Source organism: Bacillus sp. AFS077874 (assembly GCF_002566505.1).
In the GTDB taxonomy this organism is placed as follows: Bacteria; Bacillota; Bacilli; order Bacillales; family Bacillaceae_G; genus Gottfriedia.
On record NZ_NUYF01000013.1, the window covers coordinates 178908 to 199997 of the forward strand.

19 protein-coding genes and 1 riboswitch are annotated in these 21090 nt (G+C 34.0%); of the genes, 6 read left to right on the forward strand and 13 right to left on the reverse strand.

Annotated features, from left to right (window positions below; genetic code table 11):
• The 4 genes from COJ46_RS16095 to COJ46_RS16110 all read right to left on the reverse strand — a co-directional run bounded on the left by COJ46_RS16095 (position 1) and on the right by COJ46_RS16110 (position 5047).
• Entirely contained in the window at positions 1-1944 is a 1944-nt protein-coding gene (locus COJ46_RS16095) for a TOMM precursor leader peptide-binding protein (protein WP_097973163.1), read from the reverse strand.
• Positions 1941-3884, reverse strand: a complete 1944-nt coding sequence (locus COJ46_RS16100; protein WP_097973162.1) for a putative thiazole-containing bacteriocin maturation protein — start codon at positions 3882-3884, stop codon at positions 1941-1943. Before COJ46_RS16100 ends, COJ46_RS16095 begins: the two co-directional genes overlap by 4 nt.
• 174 nt (positions 3885-4058) lie before the next feature.
• A complete protein-coding gene (locus COJ46_RS16105) occupies positions 4059-4286 on the reverse strand; it encodes a heterocycloanthracin/sonorensin family bacteriocin (RefSeq protein WP_335448890.1) in 228 nt (75 codons plus the stop codon).
• 278 nt (positions 4287-4564) lie between these two features.
• Positions 4565-5047 carry a hypothetical protein gene (locus tag COJ46_RS16110; protein WP_097973160.1) on the reverse strand — a complete coding sequence of 161 codons (483 nt, stop codon included), beginning with the start codon at positions 5045-5047 and terminating at the stop codon, positions 4565-4567.
• 385 nt (positions 5048-5432) lie between these two features.
• Here COJ46_RS16110 and COJ46_RS16115 point away from each other — a divergent pair, with 385 nt between their 5' ends.
• The 3 genes from COJ46_RS16115 to COJ46_RS16125 all read left to right on the forward strand — a co-directional run bounded on the left by COJ46_RS16115 (position 5433) and on the right by COJ46_RS16125 (position 8332).
• Positions 5433-6866: a BglG family transcription antiterminator gene (locus COJ46_RS16115; protein ID WP_097973158.1), complete on the forward strand. Its 1434-nt coding sequence runs from the start codon at positions 5433-5435 to the stop codon at positions 6864-6866.
• A 34-nt stretch (positions 6867-6900) separates the two neighbouring features.
• Positions 6901-7467: an HD-GYP domain-containing protein gene (locus COJ46_RS16120; protein ID WP_097973156.1), complete on the forward strand. Its 567-nt coding sequence runs from the start codon at positions 6901-6903 to the stop codon at positions 7465-7467.
• A gap of 73 nt (positions 7468-7540) precedes the next feature.
• Positions 7541-7642, forward strand: a riboswitch (purine riboswitch).
• A 102-nt stretch (positions 7643-7744) separates the two neighbouring features.
• Positions 7745-8332, forward strand: a complete 588-nt coding sequence (locus COJ46_RS16125; protein WP_097973154.1) for a xanthine phosphoribosyltransferase — start codon at positions 7745-7747, stop codon at positions 8330-8332.
• 59 nt (positions 8333-8391) lie between these two features.
• Here the strand turns inward: COJ46_RS16125 and COJ46_RS16130 are convergent, their stop codons facing one another.
• The 4 genes from COJ46_RS16130 to COJ46_RS16145 form a co-directional block, all read right to left on the reverse strand.
• A complete protein-coding gene (locus COJ46_RS16130) occupies positions 8392-9402 on the reverse strand; it encodes a FecCD family ABC transporter permease (protein WP_097973152.1) in 1011 nt (336 codons plus the stop codon).
• Entirely contained in the window at positions 9399-10409 is a 1011-nt protein-coding gene (locus COJ46_RS16135) for a FecCD family ABC transporter permease (protein WP_097973150.1), read from the reverse strand. Before COJ46_RS16135 ends, COJ46_RS16130 begins: the two co-directional genes overlap by 4 nt.
• 191 nt (positions 10410-10600) lie before the next feature.
• The gene (locus COJ46_RS16140) at positions 10601-11521 is read right to left on the reverse strand and encodes an iron-hydroxamate ABC transporter substrate-binding protein (RefSeq protein ID WP_097973148.1); all 921 of its coding nucleotides are present in this window, start codon (positions 11519-11521) and stop codon (positions 10601-10603) included.
• Positions 11472-12317, reverse strand: coding sequence for an ABC transporter ATP-binding protein (locus COJ46_RS16145; protein ID WP_097973146.1), 846 nt, complete (start codon positions 12315-12317; stop codon positions 11472-11474). The genes COJ46_RS16140 and COJ46_RS16145 overlap by 50 nt, the downstream gene beginning before the upstream one ends.
• A 214-nt stretch (positions 12318-12531) precedes the next feature.
• Between COJ46_RS16145 and COJ46_RS16150 the strand changes: the two genes are divergently transcribed.
• Both COJ46_RS16150 and COJ46_RS16155 read left to right on the forward strand, forming a co-directional pair.
• On the forward strand, positions 12532-13581 hold the full coding sequence (locus COJ46_RS16150) for an NAD(P)/FAD-dependent oxidoreductase (RefSeq protein WP_097973145.1): 1050 nt from the start codon (positions 12532-12534) through the stop codon (positions 13579-13581).
• Between the two features lie 68 nt (positions 13582-13649).
• The gene (locus COJ46_RS16155) at positions 13650-14312 is read left to right on the forward strand and encodes an HAD family hydrolase (RefSeq protein WP_097973143.1); all 663 of its coding nucleotides are present in this window, start codon (positions 13650-13652) and stop codon (positions 14310-14312) included.
• A gap of 95 nt (positions 14313-14407) precedes the next feature.
• Here COJ46_RS16155 and COJ46_RS16160 read toward each other — a convergent pair whose 3' ends face one another.
• A complete protein-coding gene (locus tag COJ46_RS16160) occupies positions 14408-14953 on the reverse strand; it encodes a VHS/ENTH/ANTH domain-containing protein (RefSeq protein WP_097973141.1) in 546 nt (181 codons plus the stop codon).
• A 307-nt stretch (positions 14954-15260) separates the two neighbouring features.
• Here COJ46_RS16160 and COJ46_RS16165 point away from each other — a divergent pair, with 307 nt between their 5' ends.
• Positions 15261-15611 carry a PH domain-containing protein gene (locus COJ46_RS16165; protein WP_098566114.1) on the forward strand — a complete coding sequence of 117 codons (351 nt, stop codon included), beginning with the start codon at positions 15261-15263 and terminating at the stop codon, positions 15609-15611.
• A 61-nt stretch (positions 15612-15672) separates the two neighbouring features.
• Here COJ46_RS16165 and COJ46_RS16170 read toward each other — a convergent pair whose 3' ends face one another.
• The 4 genes from COJ46_RS16170 to gabT all read right to left on the reverse strand — a co-directional run bounded on the left by COJ46_RS16170 (position 15673) and on the right by gabT (position 21024).
• Positions 15673-16890: an acyl-CoA dehydrogenase family protein gene (locus COJ46_RS16170; RefSeq protein ID WP_098566115.1), complete on the reverse strand. Its 1218-nt coding sequence runs from the start codon at positions 16888-16890 to the stop codon at positions 15673-15675.
• A 13-nt stretch (positions 16891-16903) separates the two neighbouring features.
• Complete coding sequence (locus tag COJ46_RS16175; protein ID WP_097973136.1) at positions 16904-18088, reverse strand: CaiB/BaiF CoA transferase family protein; 1185 nt, start codon at positions 18086-18088, stop codon at positions 16904-16906.
• A gap of 111 nt (positions 18089-18199) precedes the next feature.
• Entirely contained in the window at positions 18200-19621 is a 1422-nt protein-coding gene (locus COJ46_RS16180) for an NAD-dependent succinate-semialdehyde dehydrogenase (protein WP_098566125.1), read from the reverse strand.
• Positions 19622-19653: 32 nt separating this feature from the next.
• The gene (gabT, locus tag COJ46_RS16185) at positions 19654-21024 is read right to left on the reverse strand and encodes a 4-aminobutyrate--2-oxoglutarate transaminase (RefSeq protein WP_098566116.1); all 1371 of its coding nucleotides are present in this window, start codon (positions 21022-21024) and stop codon (positions 19654-19656) included.
• Between the last annotated feature and the right edge of the window lie 66 nt (positions 21025-21090).

The following is a 21090-nucleotide window of genomic DNA, read 5'->3' on the forward strand; positions in this document are numbered from 1 at the left end:
CTATGGGAACGGATGCGGATATGGATTGAGCTGCTCCGGCTTTAGCGGCTTCTTCGTATAGCCCAATTTAACTGGAACTTTTAACACTCGATCAAGTCCATTTAATCGTTTTAAGTGATTGCCGAATGTCATAGGCAACATTCCTGGAATTAAGACTTTTACACAAGATAATCCATTTCTTTTGATTTCAGGTGTAGTTTGATCGACTACAATCACATCAAGTTTTAATTGTTTAAATACTTGTAGAATATCCTTTAAATCATTCGTCAAATCCAGATGGTTTGTATTCCATTTAAATTCTTCCTCAAAAGTCTTTAATGGACGGTTATCATCTAGTAAAAACTTCAGACGCTCCTCTGCTTGAGGTAAACCATATAACATTCCATGATCATCCATTTGTTTAACGAGAGTATTGTCTAATAGCATTTTCATATTTTTAGCATAATTTTCTTCAAACTTTTTATCTAATGTTAACATCATCCCAGCTAACTCATGCACTGCGCTTTTAACCGCCCGAACAGGATCAAGATGAGCGCCTGCTGCACAAATGAGGTTTAAACCATGTTCTTTTCGGTTTTTTGCAATGGCAACAATACTCGGAATCCCATTCTCCATCGTCGAATTAAATAAATGAAGATCGTAACCACCAACTAAACGCATGCGTTCAATCATTAAATCGAGTTCTTGATCCTTAGCCGATTTTGGATCAAGTCGAGGAAGAGCCAACTGAGCATACCAAGTCATTAAAAATGAATCCCGTTCAACAATTTCCAAAATACCGTAGAAAATAGCTTCTTCTAGGCTTCCCCCTAGTGCACATCCATTAGAAGTTTCATACACATAACCGTGACCGCATCCTAGACTATAGTATGAAAGCAACTCCGGTACAAGAATCGGCTCTTCCTTCAAAAATGAATAGCCCCATACCCAATCAATCTTCCGTTTAGGATTAAACTTCTTAAATGGAAAACGCGGCAGAGCATATTGCTCTTTCGAATGCGTGCCAACAATTTCGGGATTCATTGCATACTCTTTTACATTGTTATAACTATCATGTACTACCGTTTTTTTTCCTCGTGGAGTGAGGCCACAATACCTTTCTAACCCTTCCAAAATGGCCGTTAATTCACTAGATTCATAGGATAGTGTACGCCCCGCTGTTCCTTCATCCCCTTGGAGTAACGGTAAGTTTACGACTACATCTGCAAATGGCGTGGTTAGATCATATGCCTTTCCATTTAAAAAACCTGTCTTTTGACCTAAATAGTCATTAACTAACACTTTCTTTAATTCATCCATTGAGCGACTACGATAGCTAGTTGGAGAAACTTTCATACTAGGCTCGAGTGAAATAATAGCAGAATCAGAAGTATCATCTTCTAATTCACCACAAATTGGACATAAGGGATACGGTAAAAAAAAGTGATTAGAGCTTTTGAACGTTTTCATATTTAGTAAAAAAATACGTTCCTCTAAACGAGTTTCTTTACCGTTCATAAATTTTTCTACTTCAGCTGCAATTAAATAAGCCATTTGTAAAAGTCCCGTTCTTGTACCCCATACATCATCCGATACTCCATCACCTTCAAATAACTGATGATCTATTTCTAGCATTTCTCTGCGCTCTCTGCCAGCCATTAAACGTCTAAAATCGGCACACTTTATACATCCTTTTTGCCCAGGATGTACTAAAGGTCCGATTACTCCTTCTCCAAATGATATACAAGCACGAAGCCATGGAACGTTTCCTATCCTTAAAATTTCATCCGCTTTTTCATAAATCTTAGGGTTCCATGCATCATCCAAAATAAGTATTAAACTAGTATCCTCGGAAACCGGAGACTTTAAATCTTTCTGTTGAACTATTTTATATTTATTTAACAGAATTTCGGATGTGTACTTACTTAATAATCCCTCTCCAAAAATGGTAACCGTTGAATTCAAATCGAGCTCACCTCTCTTAACAAGACACCATAAACTCCCGCAAGTTCATCTACATTAATCGATTCAAGCATAAACTCCAATGTTAGTAACTCCATATTATTTCGTTTTAAGATATCGATAGCCGAAACTAATAGATCAGAATGTACAGCACGATTAGATTCGGGGATAATCATTTCAGATATTTGCTTTTCTTCCACTAAAACTGATGAACTCTGGATAGCTGTTGATGCAAGTAGTGGGGTTTTATTTTGCGATTCCTTAAGTACTTGTTTTAGTGCATCTTGTAAGGCCATTGTTCTATTTAAACCAACACTTCTATACCAGCCTTTTTCTGTACCAATCCAGACTACTGGAAATCCAAAAACCTCTTTTCCTAATGCTATTTTTGGAGATTCATGTATTGTATTTAATATTTGTAAATAAAATTGAGCACAATCATCTTCAATTTTTATCGCTTTAATTTCTTGAATATGATTTTGATCGCCCGTTTGTTTATTAAGCTCTTGGGACAAATATTTTTGTAGTGCTCTACAAATACTTTCTGAAAAAGTTTGACCAGTAGCGATTGCGATGTATTCCCCAGGTTCAATACACTCTACAACATCGGACTCTGAATTCATAATAAGTTGACTGGCTATTTGAGATACATACATTTCAACTCCAGTAAGCCCTGCCTCTCTTCGTGCTTCTTCATGAGTTAATTCAGTACAAATCGTACTTGTTAATAGTTTTACTGGACCTTCTGTAAGAGGATCTACTACTTGTATCCGACATTGAGCTAATGGCAGTTGATTTAGTTCGCCCTCACCCCAAACGTGAAATAATCCAGTTTCTTGTGAATTGAACTGACCTAAGTAAGTTAATAAATTACTTTGATCTCCACTAGGTTTGTTTTCCTCTAACTTTTCCTCAAAATTATGAACTATTTTAGCTTTCGCTTTTCCAGTCACTAGTGGATGAGGAGAGAATGTGTGCCAACTACCCTCTAGCGTCTCTTGGTTAATAATATAAACCTGATTATTTTTTTCTGTTTCACGTGACTGTGTAATATCCTTAAATAGCTCAAACACCATAATATTTGCCAACATTGCCGATGTAATCGCAGACAATGACTGGTTCGTTTCTTCTTCACAGAGAATGTTTTGATGCACACTTCTCCACGCCGACTCGAAGCAAGCTTCAGCATTTGAAGTCACTAATGGTCCGGCCATACAGATCTTTTGCGAAGAAATTGCTGGGATAAATCTCTTCTTCTCTCTTTTACAAATCTCATTGAGCATTTTCAGCTCATAAACAGGATCATCTTCTGAAACGTATAAAATCGAATCAAAAGTTGATACAATCTCTTGTAATGAAAGCTTCTTTCTCTTAATAAATTCAACTTCGACCTCTTGATCTGTCCTCCGTGCGTTGTCTACAATTTCTTTAATTCGTTTTTTATCTGTATTTTCAGTATTCGTTATTAAAAGATGGAATTTCGCTAACCCCGATTCAAGTAATGCTGAAACTAGCGAAGTGACAATTGTTCCAGTACCAATTGCCAATATTTTGGATTGGCGATAGGTTTGAAAACGATATGCGCCGGACTCTCCAAAACAATTTAAAAACTCAATTTGACTTGCATACTTATTTAAAATATCTTTAGATAATTGATGTGGATGATCCTTACTTACATCCCGTGCAAAACCATTATTATATAAAATCTCACCTATTTCATATACTCTTTCTCGGTATTGGTCAGGCAAACCATTTGTTAAACTATCTAATGAGTGTTCACCGTTAAACATAGGCAGTAACTTTTCAATCCACTGGTAAACAGATGTACCTTCCATTCGAAATGAACTTAAGTTATTCCTAAAATAAACACCTCCATTCGCATCAGGTACAAAAAAAGTATCTCGATTAATCTTTAAACGTGCAGATGGATTCAATTTTGACATCCTTTTCAACCCCTTCGATACAGTGAGTTGTACATTGAATTTCATAAATACTTTCTTCATAATCCTATGTAATTTATGTATTCCTTATGTCATAACATAACTAGATAACCCCTACATAAAATAAGTAGGGGTTGATTGTCTAAATGGACAAATAGTTTTTATGAAACATTACAATTAACGGTGACAGCGACCGCAGTGACCGCAGCCTCCGCAACGGAAACAGCCTCCACAACCTCCACAACCAAAGCAACCTCCACAACCAAAGCAACTAAAAAAAGGGAAAAAACCAAAGCACATACGTGCATCTTGAGTTTGATACTGATTATAATCCCATGGAACTACTTGACTTGATTGAAACTGTCCAACGTTTAATTCTTGAAGCTCTCTTTGAAAATCATACATTTTTATAACCTCCGACATAAAATTTGAAAGCGAATAAAAACATAACGTACTTATAAAAAATAAATACGATTCCCTAATTTGAATCTACTAAAACGCAGACTCTCAACAACAAAATATGTCGAGTGCTTGGGCATTGTTACCGAGTCAATTGCCCAATTTATTACTCATTAGTAAAATTTTGAACTGATTGAAAGTGCAAAAAAACCTCACATCAAAAGTGAGGTTCTTTGTACGTCTTTCATTTTTTCTATACTCTTCATCATTAAAATCAGTATTCCTTAATCTTCATTAAGTTTAATGTTATTAAGGGGTGAATATGAAAATACATTCTTTTTTATCTCTTTTTTATTTTTCCTGATTTCTTTTCCAAAAATTAATTGCGCTGCCTTTATTTTAAGTACTTTGAATAGTATGAGGTATAGTAATAATAGAAAATCAAAAATGAAAAGTAAGTCCCCTATCATAAAAAACGAGAATATTGTTTTGGAGATTTCTCCTGTTTGATCAAGAGTAGTAATTACAAAAACTGCATATCTTTCATAAACAATACAGATTAATAATATAGTTCCAACCACTATTGAAGTAAAACTATAACCAATAGATCGTTCTCTTTTATTGAATGCTAAAAAGATCGGAAGTAAATATAGCAAAACAATAATAAAAATACTTAATAATAATCCAAACAAAGTAATTCGACTATGTAACATAGACTGAACTAGCAAAAGTTTTCCTAGGATAAAAAAAAGCAACACTATACCCATCATTTGCCTCCTCATTTCTCCATTTAGAGCAACACTCATGATCACATCCGTATACAATCACAAATTAAACGATTTCCTTTTCAAAATAAATTATAGCCTTGCTTATTAAAGTTTCAAATGCTCTTTTTTACCGTTTTGATAGGTAAAAACAGTTAATATATAAAGTTTCATAAAATGATATATGCCTTTCGCTATATAAAAGGAGATTGTCGATTAAAATATATTTATTACCGTTTTTAACGGTAAAAATAGTCATATCCTTATTCAGCATCTAAGTTTAAAATTATTTTGAAAACATTATCTTAACAACACTTTTTGTGATTGTTATCACAATAGCTTATTTATGTTAGTAAAAATATTATTTTAAATCAAAGTAGGAGATGAGATGGATAAGGCGAGTTTAAGAAGATTACACTTAATCGATATTTTAAGTAGTCAAGAAAAATGGTTCAAAACGGAGGAGCTTGCTAAAAATTTACATTGCACTGAGAAAACAATTCGAACTGATATACAAATTATCAATGCAACATTCCCAGAAGGATGGCATATTGAAACGATAAAAGGAAAAGGTATTTATATTAAAAATCCAATTAATTCCTCGCTTGATCAAGTTCGTTCACTTTTTGTTAAGAACTCTTTATCGCTTCAGGTAATCATGTTTATTCTAATAAAAGACATTGAACACATTAGTGATTTAGGAAAAGTCTTATATACGCATCACAATACGGTATATAAAATTCTCGAACGGGTAGACACCTTATTGAAGTCGTATAATTTAAGTTTGAAGCGTGCACCACTTGAAATTGTAGGTAATGAGTTTCAAAAAAGAATCTTATGCTGTGACGTATTGTATGGTCTATATTCCCATACAAATAAATGGCCCTATGATTCACTATCGTTTTCTATTATAAAAAAAATAGTTACAAAGTCAGCTGAAAAAAATAATTTACTTTTATTTCCACCTACTATCTATAAATATATTTATTATGTTGGTACGATGCTTCAAAGAATCGATCGAGATATACAATTGGATTTAAATCCTTCTAACAATATTAAGGATTCAAAGTTTTTTTCAGTTGCAACTGATATATGCGTACAGCTAGAAAACATTTATAAAGTATCAATTCCATTAAATGAACTAAACGCTCTTTCTATAATGTTATCTGCATCCCCTTATTTTTCTAGCGATAATGAACCTCAAGATGAAATTATAAATAGCTACCATAATAAATCAGAAAAACAATTTATAGAATTACACGAGCTCGTTACGATGCTCGAAAAAAAGCTTAGTATAAAATTACATGATCATAATGATTTTATTCTCACTCTTCAAAAACAATTTAAAGCCTTTTCCCTAGTTCTTTTTTTAAATGGTAGAATTGATCGATCTTGTCTCATTTCCGAATACGTTAAAAAACGTTATCCGGAGTTATTTAATAAAGTAAAAACTGTATTTCGTAATTGGTGCAATTACTTTTCATACCCAGAAGTAAATAATGAAGTAATTGCTAAAATCACATTAAATATTCAAGCAATCATCATCAAATTATCATTAGCCAAAAAAAGAGTACTACTGTTAAGTAGTGAAGGTTATGGTGTAAGACAGTATATAACAACTAAACTAATAAAAGAATTCGGGGATAAAATACATTTTGTTGAACTCCAAAACGGCGAACTGAGGCCTGAAACGATTAGTGAATTACGTTTGGACTTTATCATTGCTGATTTTCAAATTGATATCGAAATTGTTCCAATTGCGGTAATTAGTTCTACTCTTTCACAGCGTGATATTAATCATATCGCCCATTTATTAAAATAAAGTTTATTTTGAATAAGCATTCAAAGGTGATTTTATGATAAAAGAAGGGTCAACATTCGTCACAAATGAGTTAGTTGAACTACTAAGGCAACTTGATCATGATACTTTTTTACACGGGATGCGTGTAGGTGAAATGTCTTATAAATTCAGCAGATATTTAGATCTCTCTTTGCATCAATCCAATCAATTACATTTTATTGGTTATGTACATGATATTGGAAAGCTCAAAATACCAAATTCAATCGTTACAAAAAGAGGTCCTCTTACTGATTTCGAGTGGAATCTAATGAAGAATCACACAATTTATGGGTATGATTTATTAAAAAATTTTTCATATCATAATGATATTTTAAATGCTGTGCGTTATCATCACGAAAATATTGATGGGACTGGCTATGAAGGTTTATATAGTAACGAAATTGATTTTAATTCGAAAGTAATTAGAATAATTGATAGTTTTGATGCACTAACCAATGATCGTTCTTATAGCAAAAAATGTTCAATTGAAACATCGTTAAAAAAAATTCAAAAACAAAGTGGTTCGGTTTATGACCAGGATTTAATAAAGGAATTCACTAAGTTTATTTGTAAACTGTATTAAATAGTATTCAATAATGCTAATAATTTACACCTATTAATTGCTAGACCAGAATCTATTAACATGTTATAGTTTCATTAAAATTATAAATTTCACTCGTATAATAGTGAGGATATGGCTCACAAGTTTCTACCGGTTAACCGTAAATTTACCGACTATGAGTGGTAACACATCTGACATTTAGCTCTAATTAATCAAAGACTCAAAATGTGTTACTTCACTCATTTTATACAGTGAAGTACATGTTTTGAGTTTTTTGTTTAGATTAAGGGGGATCATTATGGAATTATTACTAAAAAAAATAGAACAAGAAGGAATCGTTTTAGCAAATGATGTATTAAAAGTGGATGCTTTCTTAAATCATCAAATGGATCCTGTTTTAATGAAAGAAATTGGAGAAGAATTTGCTCGTTTATTTTCTGAAGAAAAAATAACTAAAGTAGTTACTATAGAATCTTCAGGTATAGGACCTGGGCTAATGACAGCACTTGCTTTAAATGTCCCTCTAGTTTTTGCACGTAAGAAAAAGTCAATCACAATGCAGCAAGATGTTTATACAGCCAAAGTATATTCATTTACAAAAAAAGAAGAAAATGAAATTTCAATTTCTCATAAATGGTTAGACGAAGGCGATAAAGTTTTAATAATAGACGACTTCTTAGCAAACGGACAGGCAGCTCTTGGATTACTTTCAGTCATGGAACAAGCGAAAGCCAAAACAGTTGGCTTTGGAATCGTAATTGAAAAATCATTCCAAGATGGCGGAAAGATTCTGCGTGATCGTGGTTATCGAGTTGAATCTCTTGCTCGTATTCAATCTTTAAAAAACGGACAAATTAAATATTACAATGAAGAATTAACTGTTTAAAAATAAAAAAAGACATTGGTTGAACGATTTGTGTTGTTCACAATGTCTTTTTCTCTTGATTAAGCCTTTTTTAGGATTAAATATACAAAGTAAGGTCCACCAATCAGGGCTACTATAATCCCTGCTGGTATTCCTTCCGGATCGACTAAGTTTCTTCCGATTGTGTCGGCAACTATTAGTAATAATCCACCAATTAAAATTGCGATGGGTATAAATAATTGATTTCTAGGGCCAACTAAACTTTTAGCAATATGTGGTGCCATTAATCCGATAAACGCAATTCCTCCCGTTACTGAAACAGCAGATGCTGCTAATGCAACTGCTGCTAACATTAAAACAATTCTTTCCTTTTCTAATGAGACCCCTACCCCGATTGCAACAGGCTCATTTAAATTAAGAAGGTTTAATGTATTTGCTTTATATAAAGTAAACGGAATTAATACAATTAACCAAGGTAAGAATGCCCAAATAAACGGCCAATCTGTCCCCCATATATTACCTGCTAACCATTTTGCAATAAAATCTACTTTAGCACGTTCCGCAGATGAAATTAATACAATCATGATTCCTGAAAGAGCCATCGAGAAACCAATACCTACTAAAACTAGTCTTATAGGTTGTAAACCCGAATTTTTCTTATAAGAAAATAAGTAAATAATAATTGCCGTAACAACAGCACCACAAAATCCAACGATTGGGATTAAATAAACAAACGATCCTGCTTCAATTGGAAAGTATAAAAAGAATACTGTAATAGCTACACCTGCACCAGCATTAAAACCTAGTATTCCAGGCTCAGCCATATCATTTCGTGTTACGCCTTGCAAAATTGCACCAGATAATGCAAGTGCCATTCCTGCCATTAAAGTTATAATCATTCTAGGTAATCGAATTGAAAAGATGACAAACTCTTCTTTAAATGTACCATCCCCTAAAAATGTTGGAAGTAATCTACTATATGGTATTGATGAAAATCCCATTCCCATTCCGATAAACATTGTTAAGAGAATAAGTATAAAAAGTATCAATAGAATTAACCTTTGTTTTCTAATAATAGCAGGCTGTATCATGAAAATTCTTTGCCCCCTTTATGTACGATAAATAGAAAGAAAGGAAGGCCAATCATTGCAACAATCGCTGCAACAGGTGTTTCATAAGGTATATTAATTGTTCGCCCAAGCGTATCTGCCAACAGTAAGAATGTAGCACCAAAAATAGCAGACATCGGTATAATAAATCGGTAATCAGTTCCGACGAATCCACGTACCATATGAGGTACCATTAAACCAAGAAATGCCATATTTCCTACTAGAGCAACTGCCGCTCCAGCCAGTAAAACGATTACTACAAATAAGATTGCTTTGATTCTTGGGATATTTTGACCTAAACCTACAGCAACCTCTTCATTTAAACTAAGTATTGTTAATTGACGTGCCAAGAAAATTGCTACTAGAATACCGACTACGATAAAAGGCGTAATCATTTTTACTTGCCCCCATGAAGTACCAACTAATCCACCTGAAGTCCACATTGAAATATTTTGAGATATTTTGAAGTAAATCCCTACACCTTCAGAAATAGCAGTTAAAAAACCTGTAACAGCCGCCCCTGCTAAAACAACACGAAATGGAGAAAAGCCGCCTTTTTTCACTGTAGCAATACCAAAAACGATTAGTGAACCGACCGCTGCACCAATAAAACAAGCTATCATAATCCCAAAATAATTTACTTTTGGTAGGAAAGCCATTGTTATTGCTAAAGCTGCATTTGCTCCTGCCGTTAACCCAAGCAAACCCGGATCTGCAAGTGGATTTCTTGTCATCCCTTGCATGATAGCGCCTGCCACCGCAAGAGCTGCCCCTACAAATATTGCCGCCACCTCTCGAGGTAACCGTAACTCTCTAATAATAGAAATCTGTTGACTATTCATGTTTGTAAAAATCGCATTCCATACATCCCCAATAGTTGTATCCGCTGCGCCGAAAACAATCGCTATTACAAACATAACTATAAAAATGATAATCCCCAATATAAATTTAAAAAAGAATTGAAATGAACCTTTGTTTTGTTGTGTCATTAGCCTCTCATCTTCTCTTTATAGAATGTCTTCAGACTGCCCGCCAAACGCTCGCTTTCAGCAGTGCTCATTACCGACTAGGGTAGCTTCGCGCTTCAAAAGACAATGTTTTCAATCAGTCTGCAATAAATTTTTTGGACAATGTCTAAATAATAAGAGTAGGAATAATAGAATTCCTACTCTTATTTTTGTTAGTTACCTAAAAATTGCTTTTTAAAGAATTCTAATTGCATGTCTAAAGTATCTGGATCATTGAAGTAGAATTCACTTCCATTTACTTCGAAAACGTGCTTATTCTTTACTGCTGGTGTATTTTTGTAAGTATCTGTTTTTTCTACAGAAGTATCAGTTTGATCAAATTTACTGAAGATTACATAGTCACCCATAAATTCAGGAAGTACTTCTAAAGAGATTGCATAATATCCTGGTTTCAATGCATTTTCTTCAACTTTTTTAGGCATATTTAATTTCATCTCTTGGAAAAGAATCTCTGTTCCACGACCCCAGTTGTTACCATATACATAAAGCTGCTTGTCGAATTTTTCAATTACAGAAACTGTTGCATCTGGACCAATTTTAGCTTTAATCTCTTCTCCGGCCTTTTGTGCACGGGCTTTAAAATCATCTACCCATGCTTGCGCTTCTTTTTCTTTGTTTAATAATTTACCAATTTCAATATGTTGAGTTAAGTAATCTACTTTGCCGTAAGTATAAACTACAGTAGGTGCGATTTTCTTTAATTTATCAAGGTTTTTAACATTATCTAAACCAATGATTAAATCTGGATTTAACTCAATAATTTTTTCAATATTATCATCTGAAACTACTTCAGCATTTTTTAATTTCTGGGCCCAGCGCGGGTTAGACTTAGACCAAGAATCAACACCGACGATGTTAACTCCTAAAGACATTACATTTCCTGCAAACGATGATAGCACCACTACACGTTTAGGATTTGCTGGGACTTTAACTGGACCATTTTGAGATTGATATGTAATAGTTCCAGACTTTTTTGGTTCATTCTTTGAGCCTTCTGTACTTGATGCTCCTTTACTGCATGCACTAATAATTAGCACGAATATTAAAAGAAATGGTATTAAGACTTTCTTCATTTTTCTCTTCTCCCTTAAGTAAGTTGTATGTAATGCACATTGGTTTATTTGTTCTTGGATCTCTTCCAATTACTGTATCAATTGAAAAAACTTTTTTTAGAACTTCATGTGTAATAACTTCTTCGCAAGAACCTGCTTTTACGATTTCCCCATCTTTCAGTGCGATGATATAATCTGCAAATCGAGCTGCTTGATTTAGGTCATGTAAAACCATTACAATCGTACGTTCTTGCTCCTGATTCAGCTTTTGTAACAACTCCAAAATTTCGAGCTGATGAGCTAAATCTAAATATGTAGTAGGCTCATCAAGGAAAATGATTTCAGTTTCTTGTGCTAACGCCATTGCGATCCAAACTCGTTGACGTTGACCTCCTGAAAGTGATTCAACTGACTTGTACTTATATTCCTTTGTACCTGTAACCTCAAGTGCCCAGTCAATTACTTCAATATCTTTTTTAGTTAATCTGCCAAAACCACTTTGATATGGGAATCGACCATAAGACACTAGTTCACCTACTGTTAAACCACTTGCACTCTCTGGTGTTTGAGGTAGAATCGCCATTTTTTTAGCTAGTAATTTAGTATTCTCTGAAGCAATGTTTTCTCCATCTAAAATAATCGTTCCGGATAGATGAGAGATTATTCTTGTAATCGCCTTCAAAAGAGTCGACTTACCGCATCCATTTGAACCAATGATTGTTGTAATTTGTTTATCCGGAATTTTTATATTAAGGTCTTTTACAATCAAACGATCACCATAACCAATGGTCAATTCATTAGTATATAACCGAACCATAAACGGACCTCCATTCATATAATATTCAAACTGTTAATGATAATGATAATGATAATGATAATTATTATCAATTGGTGTTACTAGGTAAATATAAGTCTATTTACTGATATTGTCAATATTATTTTTTAGTGAAATCATTGAAAAATTCTCAAAAATGGTTTATATTTTATTGAGAATGATAATCAATGACAGAATATTCTGGAGTGAGACGGAAATGAATATAATTGATCTATATGATGTAACAGTAATCGGGGGAGGTCCTGCTGGACTATACTCTGCTTTTTATAGTGGTTTAAGAGAAATGAAAACAAAAATAATCGAATTTCAATCTGAATTAGGTGGGAAAGTTCATTGTTATCCTGAGAAGATGATTTGGGATGTAGGAGGACAGCCACCAATTCCTGGTGAAAAATTCATCGGCCAAATCGTTCAGCAAGGTTTAACGTTTGATCCTACAGTTGTATTAAATGAAAAAGTCGACACGATCACTCGTGATGATAATGGCATTTTTATTTTACATACTTCTTCAGGTCAAAAGCATTATTCTAAAACAATTATTGTTGCAGTTGGCAGTGGAATATTAAACCCAACAAAGCTTAAAATAGATGGTGCAGAAAGATTTGAAGTTTCAAATTTAAACTATACTGTAAAATCACTTAAACATTTTAAAGACAAAACTGTAATCGTTTCCGGTGGTGGTAATTCTGCGATTGATTGGGCTAATGAATTAGAGCCGGTTGCTAAGAACGTTTATTTAACTTACCGAAAAGATGCTCTAAAAGGTCATGAAGCACAAGTCTCTCAATTAATGAATAGTTCAGTAGACTGTCTTTTCAATACATCAATTACGAAATTAATTGCTTGTGAAAATCATGAAGAAATAGAAAAAGTTGAATTAACAAATAACGAAACTGGTGAAATATCTCATTTGGCAATTGACGAAGTAATCATAAACCACGGTTATGAACAAGATACTTCTTTATTAAATAACAGTGAAATAAAAGTAGAAATGATTCAAGATTTCTATATTAAAGGGAATACAACGAGTGAAACTTCGATTGAAGGGATTTATGCAGCTGGAGATATTTTAATGCATGAAGGAAAGTTACAATTAATTGCTGGCGCATTTCAAGACGCTGCTAATGCCGTAAATAAAGCAAAGCAATATATTCAACCAGATGCTAGTGGATCAGCAATGGTTTCATCTCATAATGAAGTATTTAAAAAACGCAATCGTGAATTAATTAAACAGATGATGAACTAAAAAACAATTTCTCTTTTTTCATGTTAAACTATAGGAAACTTATGTAGATTAGATTGAGAGTGGTTTATATGAATTTAAAGTATAAATGTATCATTTTAGATCATGATGATACTGCCGTAATGAGTACACCTGAAATTCACTACCCATCCTTTGTTGAAGCAATTAAAAAACTTCGTCCAAATGATGAACCTATTTCTTTTGAAGAGTTTGTAGGATATTGCTTTGAACCTGGATTTCATTCTTTATGTAAAGACATTATGAAATTCAATGAAGATGAAATGATCGTTCAACAAGAAATTTGGCAAAGCTATACTTCATCCACAATACCTGACTTTTACGAGAAATTTCCTGAAACAATAAAGAAATTTAAGGAACGGGGTGGCATTATAACAGTCGTATCTCATTCTGAGCGAAGCCGAATTGAACGAGATTACTTGAAGCATTGCGGTTTCATCCCAGATGCAATCTTTGGATGGGAACTACCTGAGCGTCAAAGAAAACCGTATCCTTATCCGATTAAAGAAATATTGAGACGTTTTAACCTAAAAGAATCAGATGCATTGATGTTAGATGACCTTAAGCCAGGTTTGGAAATGGCTAAATCCTGTCACGTAGACTTCGCAGCTGCAGGTTGGTCACATAATATTCCTGAAATTAAACAACAAATGAAAAATGAATCAACATTTTATTTTGAAACAATAGATGAATTTAGCAAATTTTTACTTGGCTAAGTACTCAAAAAACGAATTCCATATGAATTCGTTTTTTTTATATCTTTAACCGTTTGAATAGAGCTTATTTCGTACTTTAATCACTTTTTCTTGCTTCATTTCCACACTGTCATATATTTTTTTCGATATTTTGGATCCTCTTCAGTTTGAATCAATTCCAAAGCCTTTTGTTTAATCTCTTCATTCTTAACCGCATCATAAAGGTTTCTCATACATTGAATGATATCGTAACGAATCAATGTATCGTTCTTCTCTTCTTTGCAATTTACATAACGATTTTCTAGATGTTCAAGGACGATTGCTCTTTGTTCTGGACCAGCTAAGCCTACTCTCCATATTGATTGTAAGGTATGCCTTGCTGTAACAAATTTTGGATCATATGTAACTTGCCAAATTTTTGGAAAATCATTTAGCATTCTTTTCTCTGGATCACTGATCGCTAAATTTGAGAGAAATTGTGCAGCTCTTGACCTTTTGTGATTTCCTATATGCGTTAGCTCCGATTTTAATCGATCCCATACTTCATACGACCAATCTACTTTTTCTTTTGTAACGGAAATAATATAGTCAAAAGCTTCGTATTGCAAATTCTTGTCATTTGATTCAAGGTTTTCAAAATAAGTTTGTACTTGTTGATCCATTTTACGTACCTCTCCTGAGAATAGTAAATAAATTTTTTTATTTAGATGATATCATTCCCTAGCATTCACTTGCTATGAAAAAAAATTATCTTATCGTTCAATTTTTTTTCGATTTTTACTAATACTAAGCCTACTTATTCCAGTCAATATACGATAAAATCGTTGATTATCTATTTAATTAAACGTTTGTTTAGTTTTAAAATAAATGGTTTCGGTAAAAAGTACACCTATGTATTAATAATGAAATTAAAATATAAATGAACGATATGCAGTCCCTGGTCGTATAAGAAGTAAGGAGGGATATTTTATGAAAACAATTTTATTTGAAGAAGATAAATTAATCATTTCACTTTCTAGTTTTGAAACAATATTAGGGTTAAAACATACAATAGAAGTTCCCTATAGTGATATCAGTGATGTTTCTATTGAGGATATACATGAATTTCTTTGGAAAATTTACGGTACACACTTAGGCGCATCTAAATATGGCCATTTCAAAAAAGACGGAGTGAATTATTTTGTTGCTACAAATACTAATAAGGGAAATTTAGTTTTAACGTTAAATAACCACAAATACGATAAAATCATTTTAGAACTAGATCAAGTTGATGATATTTTCAAGCAGATACAATTTAGGTTACGTTCTCATATTAGATAACTTAAATAAGACTGTCTTTAACGGACAGTCTTATTACTAGTATTTAAACAAAAATTCAATTTTAAGATTTTACCGTTTCAACCGTAACTTCTTCAAATGGCCAAGCTGGAAGCATTTTTCTTAACACTTTATCTTCTCTATAACCAAGGTCATATTCAGCTTGCATAATTGTGTGAATTTCTCTTGTTCCTTCGTAAATAACAGGTGCTTTTGAGTTTCTTAAATAGCGTTCTACTGGGAATTCGTTTGAGAATCCGTATGCACCGTGAATTTGAACTGCATCATTTGCTGCTTCATTTGCAGCATTACAAGAGATCCATTTTGCTAGAGACGTTTCTCTAGTGTTACGTTTTCCATTATTTTTTAACCAACCAGCCTTATAAACTAATAGACGTGAGATTTCAAGGTTTGATGACATTTTCGCGATCATTTGTTGTACTAATTGATGTTTTCCAATTTCTTTTCCAAATGTTTTTCGCTCATTACAGTATTTTACGCTTGCTTCAAGTGATGCCTGAATTAATCCACAAGCACCAGCTGCAACTGTGAATCGTCCGTTATCAAGCGCAGACATTGCAATTTTAAATCCTTCACCTTCGAAACCTAGTAAGTTTTCAGCCGGGACTCTTACATCATCTAAAAATACTTCACCAGTATTCCCTGCTCTAATACCCATTTTTCCTTTGATCGCTTTTGTGGAAACGCCTTCAAAAGTCCGTTCTACGATAAAGCAAGAAATTCCATTGTGCTTTAAGTCATGATTTGTTTTCGCAAAAATTAAGAAATGGTCCGCTACATCACATAAAGAAATCCATGTTTTTGATCCGTTTATGATGTAACTATCTCCATCTTTTACAGCTGTTGTTGCCATTGCTACTACATCTGATCCTGCATTTGGCTCTGTTAATCCAAACGCACCAATTTTCTTACCTTGCGCTTGAGGAACAAGATACTTTTTCTTTTGTTCTTCAGTTCCCCATTGTAGTAATGTCATACTATTTAAACCAGTATGTACTGAAACAGCAGTACGGAAAGCAGTGTCTCCTCGCTCTAATTCCTCACATACAATCGCTAATGTGTTATAATCCATTCCTACTCCACCGTATTGTTCTGGAATACATACACCCATTAGTTGTAAATCTGCAAGTCGTTTTAGAATATTCGCTTCAAAATGACCTTTTTCATCCCATTCTTTTATAAATGGGATAATTTCTCTGTCTACAAATGACCTGACTACTTTCCTTACACTAATTTGTTCCTCAGATAATGAAAAATCCATTTTTATTTCCTCCTTAAATTGTTTTATTTCGTTTCATATCTTCTATTTCAATTCGAGAATACCCTAGTTTAGTTACTATTTCTTCTGTATGCTCACCATGTAAAGGCGGGTGTCTTAATACTTCAATTGGTGTTTTTGATAATTTTAACGGTGATCCGACTAATTTTAGATCCTTTATATAAGGATGGTTTACTTCCAACACCATTTCTCTCGATTTAGCTTGTTCAGACTGTAGGGCTTCACTCACATTATTTATTGGGCCATTTGGAATCCCTATTTGATCTAATAATTGTTTCCACTCATTTTTACTTTTCAACTTCAACTTATTTTGAATTAATTGCTCTATTTGTTTTCTATGCTGTAAACGGCCCGTATTTGTCTCAAATTTTTCATCCATTAAGTCTGGTTCATCAATTAGTAATGTAAACCTTTTAAATTGTTCATCATTACCTACCGCAACGACTAATTCACCGTCACTTGCAGTAAAGACTTGATATGGAACGATATTTGGGTGTTGATTTCCCATTCGTTCAGGTACAATTCCACTACATAAATAATTACTAGCTACATTTACTAAAGCAGCTAGCTGAGAGTCAAACAATGAAATATCGATTTCCTGACCTTCTCCTGTACGATCTCGATTCTGAAGTGAAGCAAGAATCCCAATACATGTAAATAGACCAGTTAAAACATCCGAAATGGCTACACCTACTTTTGTTGGCTCTGCCTCTTTCTCACCAGTAATGCTCATTAATCCAGACATCGCTTGGATGATATAATCATATCCTGGTAAACTTGAATTCGGTCCTTCACTACCAAACCCACTAATGGACGCTAGTATTATGTCTTCCTTTATTTTTTTCAAATCCTCATACCCAAAACCTAGTTTTGTCATTGTTCCAGGTTTGAAATTTTGAACAACTACATCAGCCTCTGAAACTAGCTTTTTTAAAATTTCTTTACCTTGCTCACTTTTTAAGTTTAGTGTTATGCCTTTTTTATTGCGGTTCGCACATAAATAATAAGCGCTTTCACCTTCAACGAAAGGTGGCCCCCATCCCCTAGTTTCATCGCCATTATTTATACTTTCTACTTTTATAATCTCTGCTCCTAAATCCCCGAGGATCATCGTACAAAAGGGTCCGGCTAGTACTCTTGTTAAATCAATGATTTTTATTCCATGTAATGCACCTGGCAATTTTTCCACCTCTATTAATCTAGTTAATAAGCCAGTAAAACGATCAATCACAATAGTTGAATCGAATGTTTAACTGGCTTACAACTGCGCTTTGTATTAACAGTAGATTTATTAAATGTCTAACCCAATTGAAATATATTTAACTTCTAAAAATTCTTCAATTCCAAAATGGCCGCCTTCTCTTCCAAGACCGCTCTCTTTATAACCGCCAAATGGAACTTGTACAGCAGAAGGTGTGCCATCGTTTAGTCCAATAATTCCGTACTCAAGTGCTTCTGTAACGCGGAACGAACGACTTAAGTTTTCCGTATAAACATATGCAGCAAGACCGTAATTTGAATTATTTGCTCTCTCAATTACTTCTTCTTCGGTTTTAAACGTAGTAATTGGTGCAAGTGGACCAAATATTTCTTCCTTCATACATGCCATTTCATCCGTAATACCTGTTAAAATAGTTGGTGCATAATAATATCCATTTTCCTCTGAAGGTTTATTCCCACTATATACGATTTTCCCACCATTATTAGTAGCATCTTCAACTAGCGTTTTTACCTTTTCTAAAGCTGCATCATCAATTAGTGGACCAACATCAATTCCTTCTTCTAAACCGTTACCCACTTTTAATTTTTCTAGCTCTTTTGTAAATAACGATGTAAATTCTTCGGCTACACTTTCCTGTACATAAATACGATTTGTACAAATACAAGTTTGACCTGCATTGCGGAATTTTGACTGAACTAGGCCAACTGCTGCTTTTGATAAATTAGCATCATCCATGACAATAAATGGTGCATTTCCACCAAGCTCTAGCGAAACCTTTTTGACATTCTCTGCTGCTCCTACCATTAGCTTTTTGCCAACTTCAGTAGAGCCAGTGAATGTAATCTTTGTTACTCTTGGATCTTTTAGCCATACATCGCCTATTTCAGAAGACTTACCAGTAACGACATTAATTACACCTTTTGGAATTCCCGCTTCATGAGCAAGCTCCGCAAGTTTTAATGCTGTTAAAGGTGTTTGAGTAGCCGGCTTAATAACCGTTGTACAACCAGCTGCAAGTGCAGGAGCAACTTTTCTTGTAATCATAGCTGCCGGGAAATTCCAAGGAGTAATTGCTGCTACAACTCCTACAGGTTCTTTCCTAATTAGAATTCGTTTATTAGGTTGTGATGCAGGAATTGTTTCTCCATATACACGTTTACCTTCTTCTGCATACCAAGAAATAAAACCATTTGCATAAACAGTTTCACCTAATGCTTCTTTTAATGGTTTACCTTGCTCAATGGTCATTAATTTAGCAATTTCTTCTTTCTTTTCGTCAATCAGACGATACCAATTCATTAATAAATGGTATCTTTCTTCTGCTGTCTTTTTTGACCAAGTTTTAAATGCTGTATGAGCAGCATCAACAGCTAATTTTGCTTCATATGTACCACCCGTTGGAATTGCACCTACAACTGCACCAGTTGCAGGATTTGAAACCTTCGTATAATATTCATGATCGTTCCCAACCCATGTACCATCTATATACATTGGGTAGACTTCATATTTCTCTTTAATTTGGCTCATGAGTTTACCTCCAATTGTAATTCTGGTAGTAATACAGCTTCAATTGACTCCCTTAAAATATCTAGTCCTTCTTCAAGCTGTTCATCTGTAATCGTTAGTGGCATTAACAAACGAATAACATTGCCAAAGATACCTGCGCTTAACAACATTAACCCTCTATTGTTAGCTTCTTTTACAATCTTTCCAACTGTCACTTTATCTGGTGTTTTATCTTTCTTATTTGTTACAATCTCCATTGCACACATTGCGCCAATTCCGCGAATATCACCTATTTGTTCAAATTGCTTAGCCCATTTGTGCATTTCCTCGTTAACTTTTTCGCCGATTACAACAGCTCGCTCATTTAATCCTTCTTCCTCAATGATATCGAGTACTGCTAATGCTGCACGGCATCCAAGTGGACTACCAGAGTATGTTCCACCTATTTCTCCAGCATCAGAAGCTTCCATAATTTCTTTTCTACCGATAACGCCACTAATAGGTACTCCTGCACCCATTGATTTTGAAATTGTAATTAAATCAGGCTCAACTCCAAAGTGCTCAATTGCAAAATATTTACCTGTTCTAGCAAAACCAGTTTGAATCTCATCTGCTACAAATAATATTCCATATTGCGTACAGATTTCTCTCACCCTTTTGACAAAATCAAGATCAGGAACAATAAAGCCACCTTCACCTTGGATTGGTTCCATTACGACTGCAGCAATTGTTTCTGGTGCAACCTCAGCAATCAAAAACTGTTCAAATTGTTCAATGATAAATTTACTATATTCTTTTTCATCCATTTGATCTGGACGACGGTAAACATATGGATAAGGTGCTTTATATACTTCAGGAGCAAATGGTCCAAATCCATATTTGTATGGCTTAACTTTACTTGTCATCGTCATTGTCATTAATGTTCGACCATGGAATCCTCTAGTAAAAGAAATAATTCCTTGACGCTTTGTATACTTTCTTGCAATTTTCACTGCATTTTCAACAGCTTCTGCGCCACTATTAAAAAATGCTACTTGTTTTTCAAAACTTCCAGGAGAAAGATCTGCTAATCTTTCTGCAAGCTGAATATAAGATTCATACATCATGACATTAAAGCCTGTGTGAATATAATCGCCGGCCTGAGCTTGAAGCGCCCTTACTACTCTAGGATGGGAATGGCCCACATTTATTGTTCCAATTGCACCTGCAAAGTCAATAAACGTATTACCATCAATATCCTCAACTAATGCACCCTTTGCTTTTTTTACAAATGCTGCACTATTATTACTAATCCCTTTTGGAACCACTTTATTTCTTCTAGCAACCAACTCTTGTGATTTTGGTCCTGGAATTGAAGTTTGGATTTTAACGAATTTTCGATCTGCCATAATTGCACCATCCTATCTATAATGATTATTGAATGTAATGAAAGCATGTCATGATTATCGGTCATG

Bases quoted from the DNA above. Each gene is read 5' to 3' on its own strand.
- COJ46_RS16100 (WP_097973162.1), bottom strand. From the start codon at position 3,884: ATGTCAAAATTGAATCCATCTGCACGTTTAAAGATTAATCGAGATACT.
- COJ46_RS16105 (WP_335448890.1), bottom strand. From the start codon at position 4,286: ATGTATGATTTTCAAAGAGAGCTTCAAGAATTAAACGTTGGACAGTTT.
- COJ46_RS16110 (WP_097973160.1), bottom strand. From the start codon at position 5,047: ATGGGTATAGTGTTGCTTTTTTTTATCCTAGGAAAACTTTTGCTAGTT.
- COJ46_RS16115 (WP_097973158.1), top strand. From the start codon at position 5,433: ATGGATAAGGCGAGTTTAAGAAGATTACACTTAATCGATATTTTAAGT.
- COJ46_RS16120 (WP_097973156.1), top strand. From the start codon at position 6,901: ATGATAAAAGAAGGGTCAACATTCGTCACAAATGAGTTAGTTGAACTA.
- COJ46_RS16125 (WP_097973154.1), top strand. From the start codon at position 7,745: ATGGAATTATTACTAAAAAAAATAGAACAAGAAGGAATCGTTTTAGCA.
- COJ46_RS16130 (WP_097973152.1), bottom strand. From the start codon at position 9,402: ATGATACAGCCTGCTATTATTAGAAAACAAAGGTTAATTCTATTGATA.
- COJ46_RS16135 (WP_097973150.1), bottom strand. From the start codon at position 10,409: ATGACACAACAAAACAAAGGTTCATTTCAATTCTTTTTTAAATTTATA.
- COJ46_RS16140 (WP_097973148.1), bottom strand. From the start codon at position 11,521: ATGAAGAAAGTCTTAATACCATTTCTTTTAATATTCGTGCTAATTATT.
- COJ46_RS16145 (WP_097973146.1), bottom strand. From the start codon at position 12,317: ATGGTTCGGTTATATACTAATGAATTGACCATTGGTTATGGTGATCGT.
- COJ46_RS16150 (WP_097973145.1), top strand. From the start codon at position 12,532: ATGAATATAATTGATCTATATGATGTAACAGTAATCGGGGGAGGTCCT.
- COJ46_RS16155 (WP_097973143.1), top strand. From the start codon at position 13,650: ATGAATTTAAAGTATAAATGTATCATTTTAGATCATGATGATACTGCC.
- COJ46_RS16160 (WP_097973141.1), bottom strand. From the start codon at position 14,953: ATGGATCAACAAGTACAAACTTATTTTGAAAACCTTGAATCAAATGAC.
- COJ46_RS16165 (WP_098566114.1), top strand. From the start codon at position 15,261: ATGAAAACAATTTTATTTGAAGAAGATAAATTAATCATTTCACTTTCT.
- COJ46_RS16170 (WP_098566115.1), bottom strand. From the start codon at position 16,890: ATGGATTTTTCATTATCTGAGGAACAAATTAGTGTAAGGAAAGTAGTC.
- COJ46_RS16180 (WP_098566125.1), bottom strand. From the start codon at position 19,621: ATGTATATAGATGGTACATGGGTTGGGAACGATCATGAATATTATACG.
- gabT (WP_098566116.1), bottom strand. From the start codon at position 21,024: ATGGCAGATCGAAAATTCGTTAAAATCCAAACTTCAATTCCAGGACCA.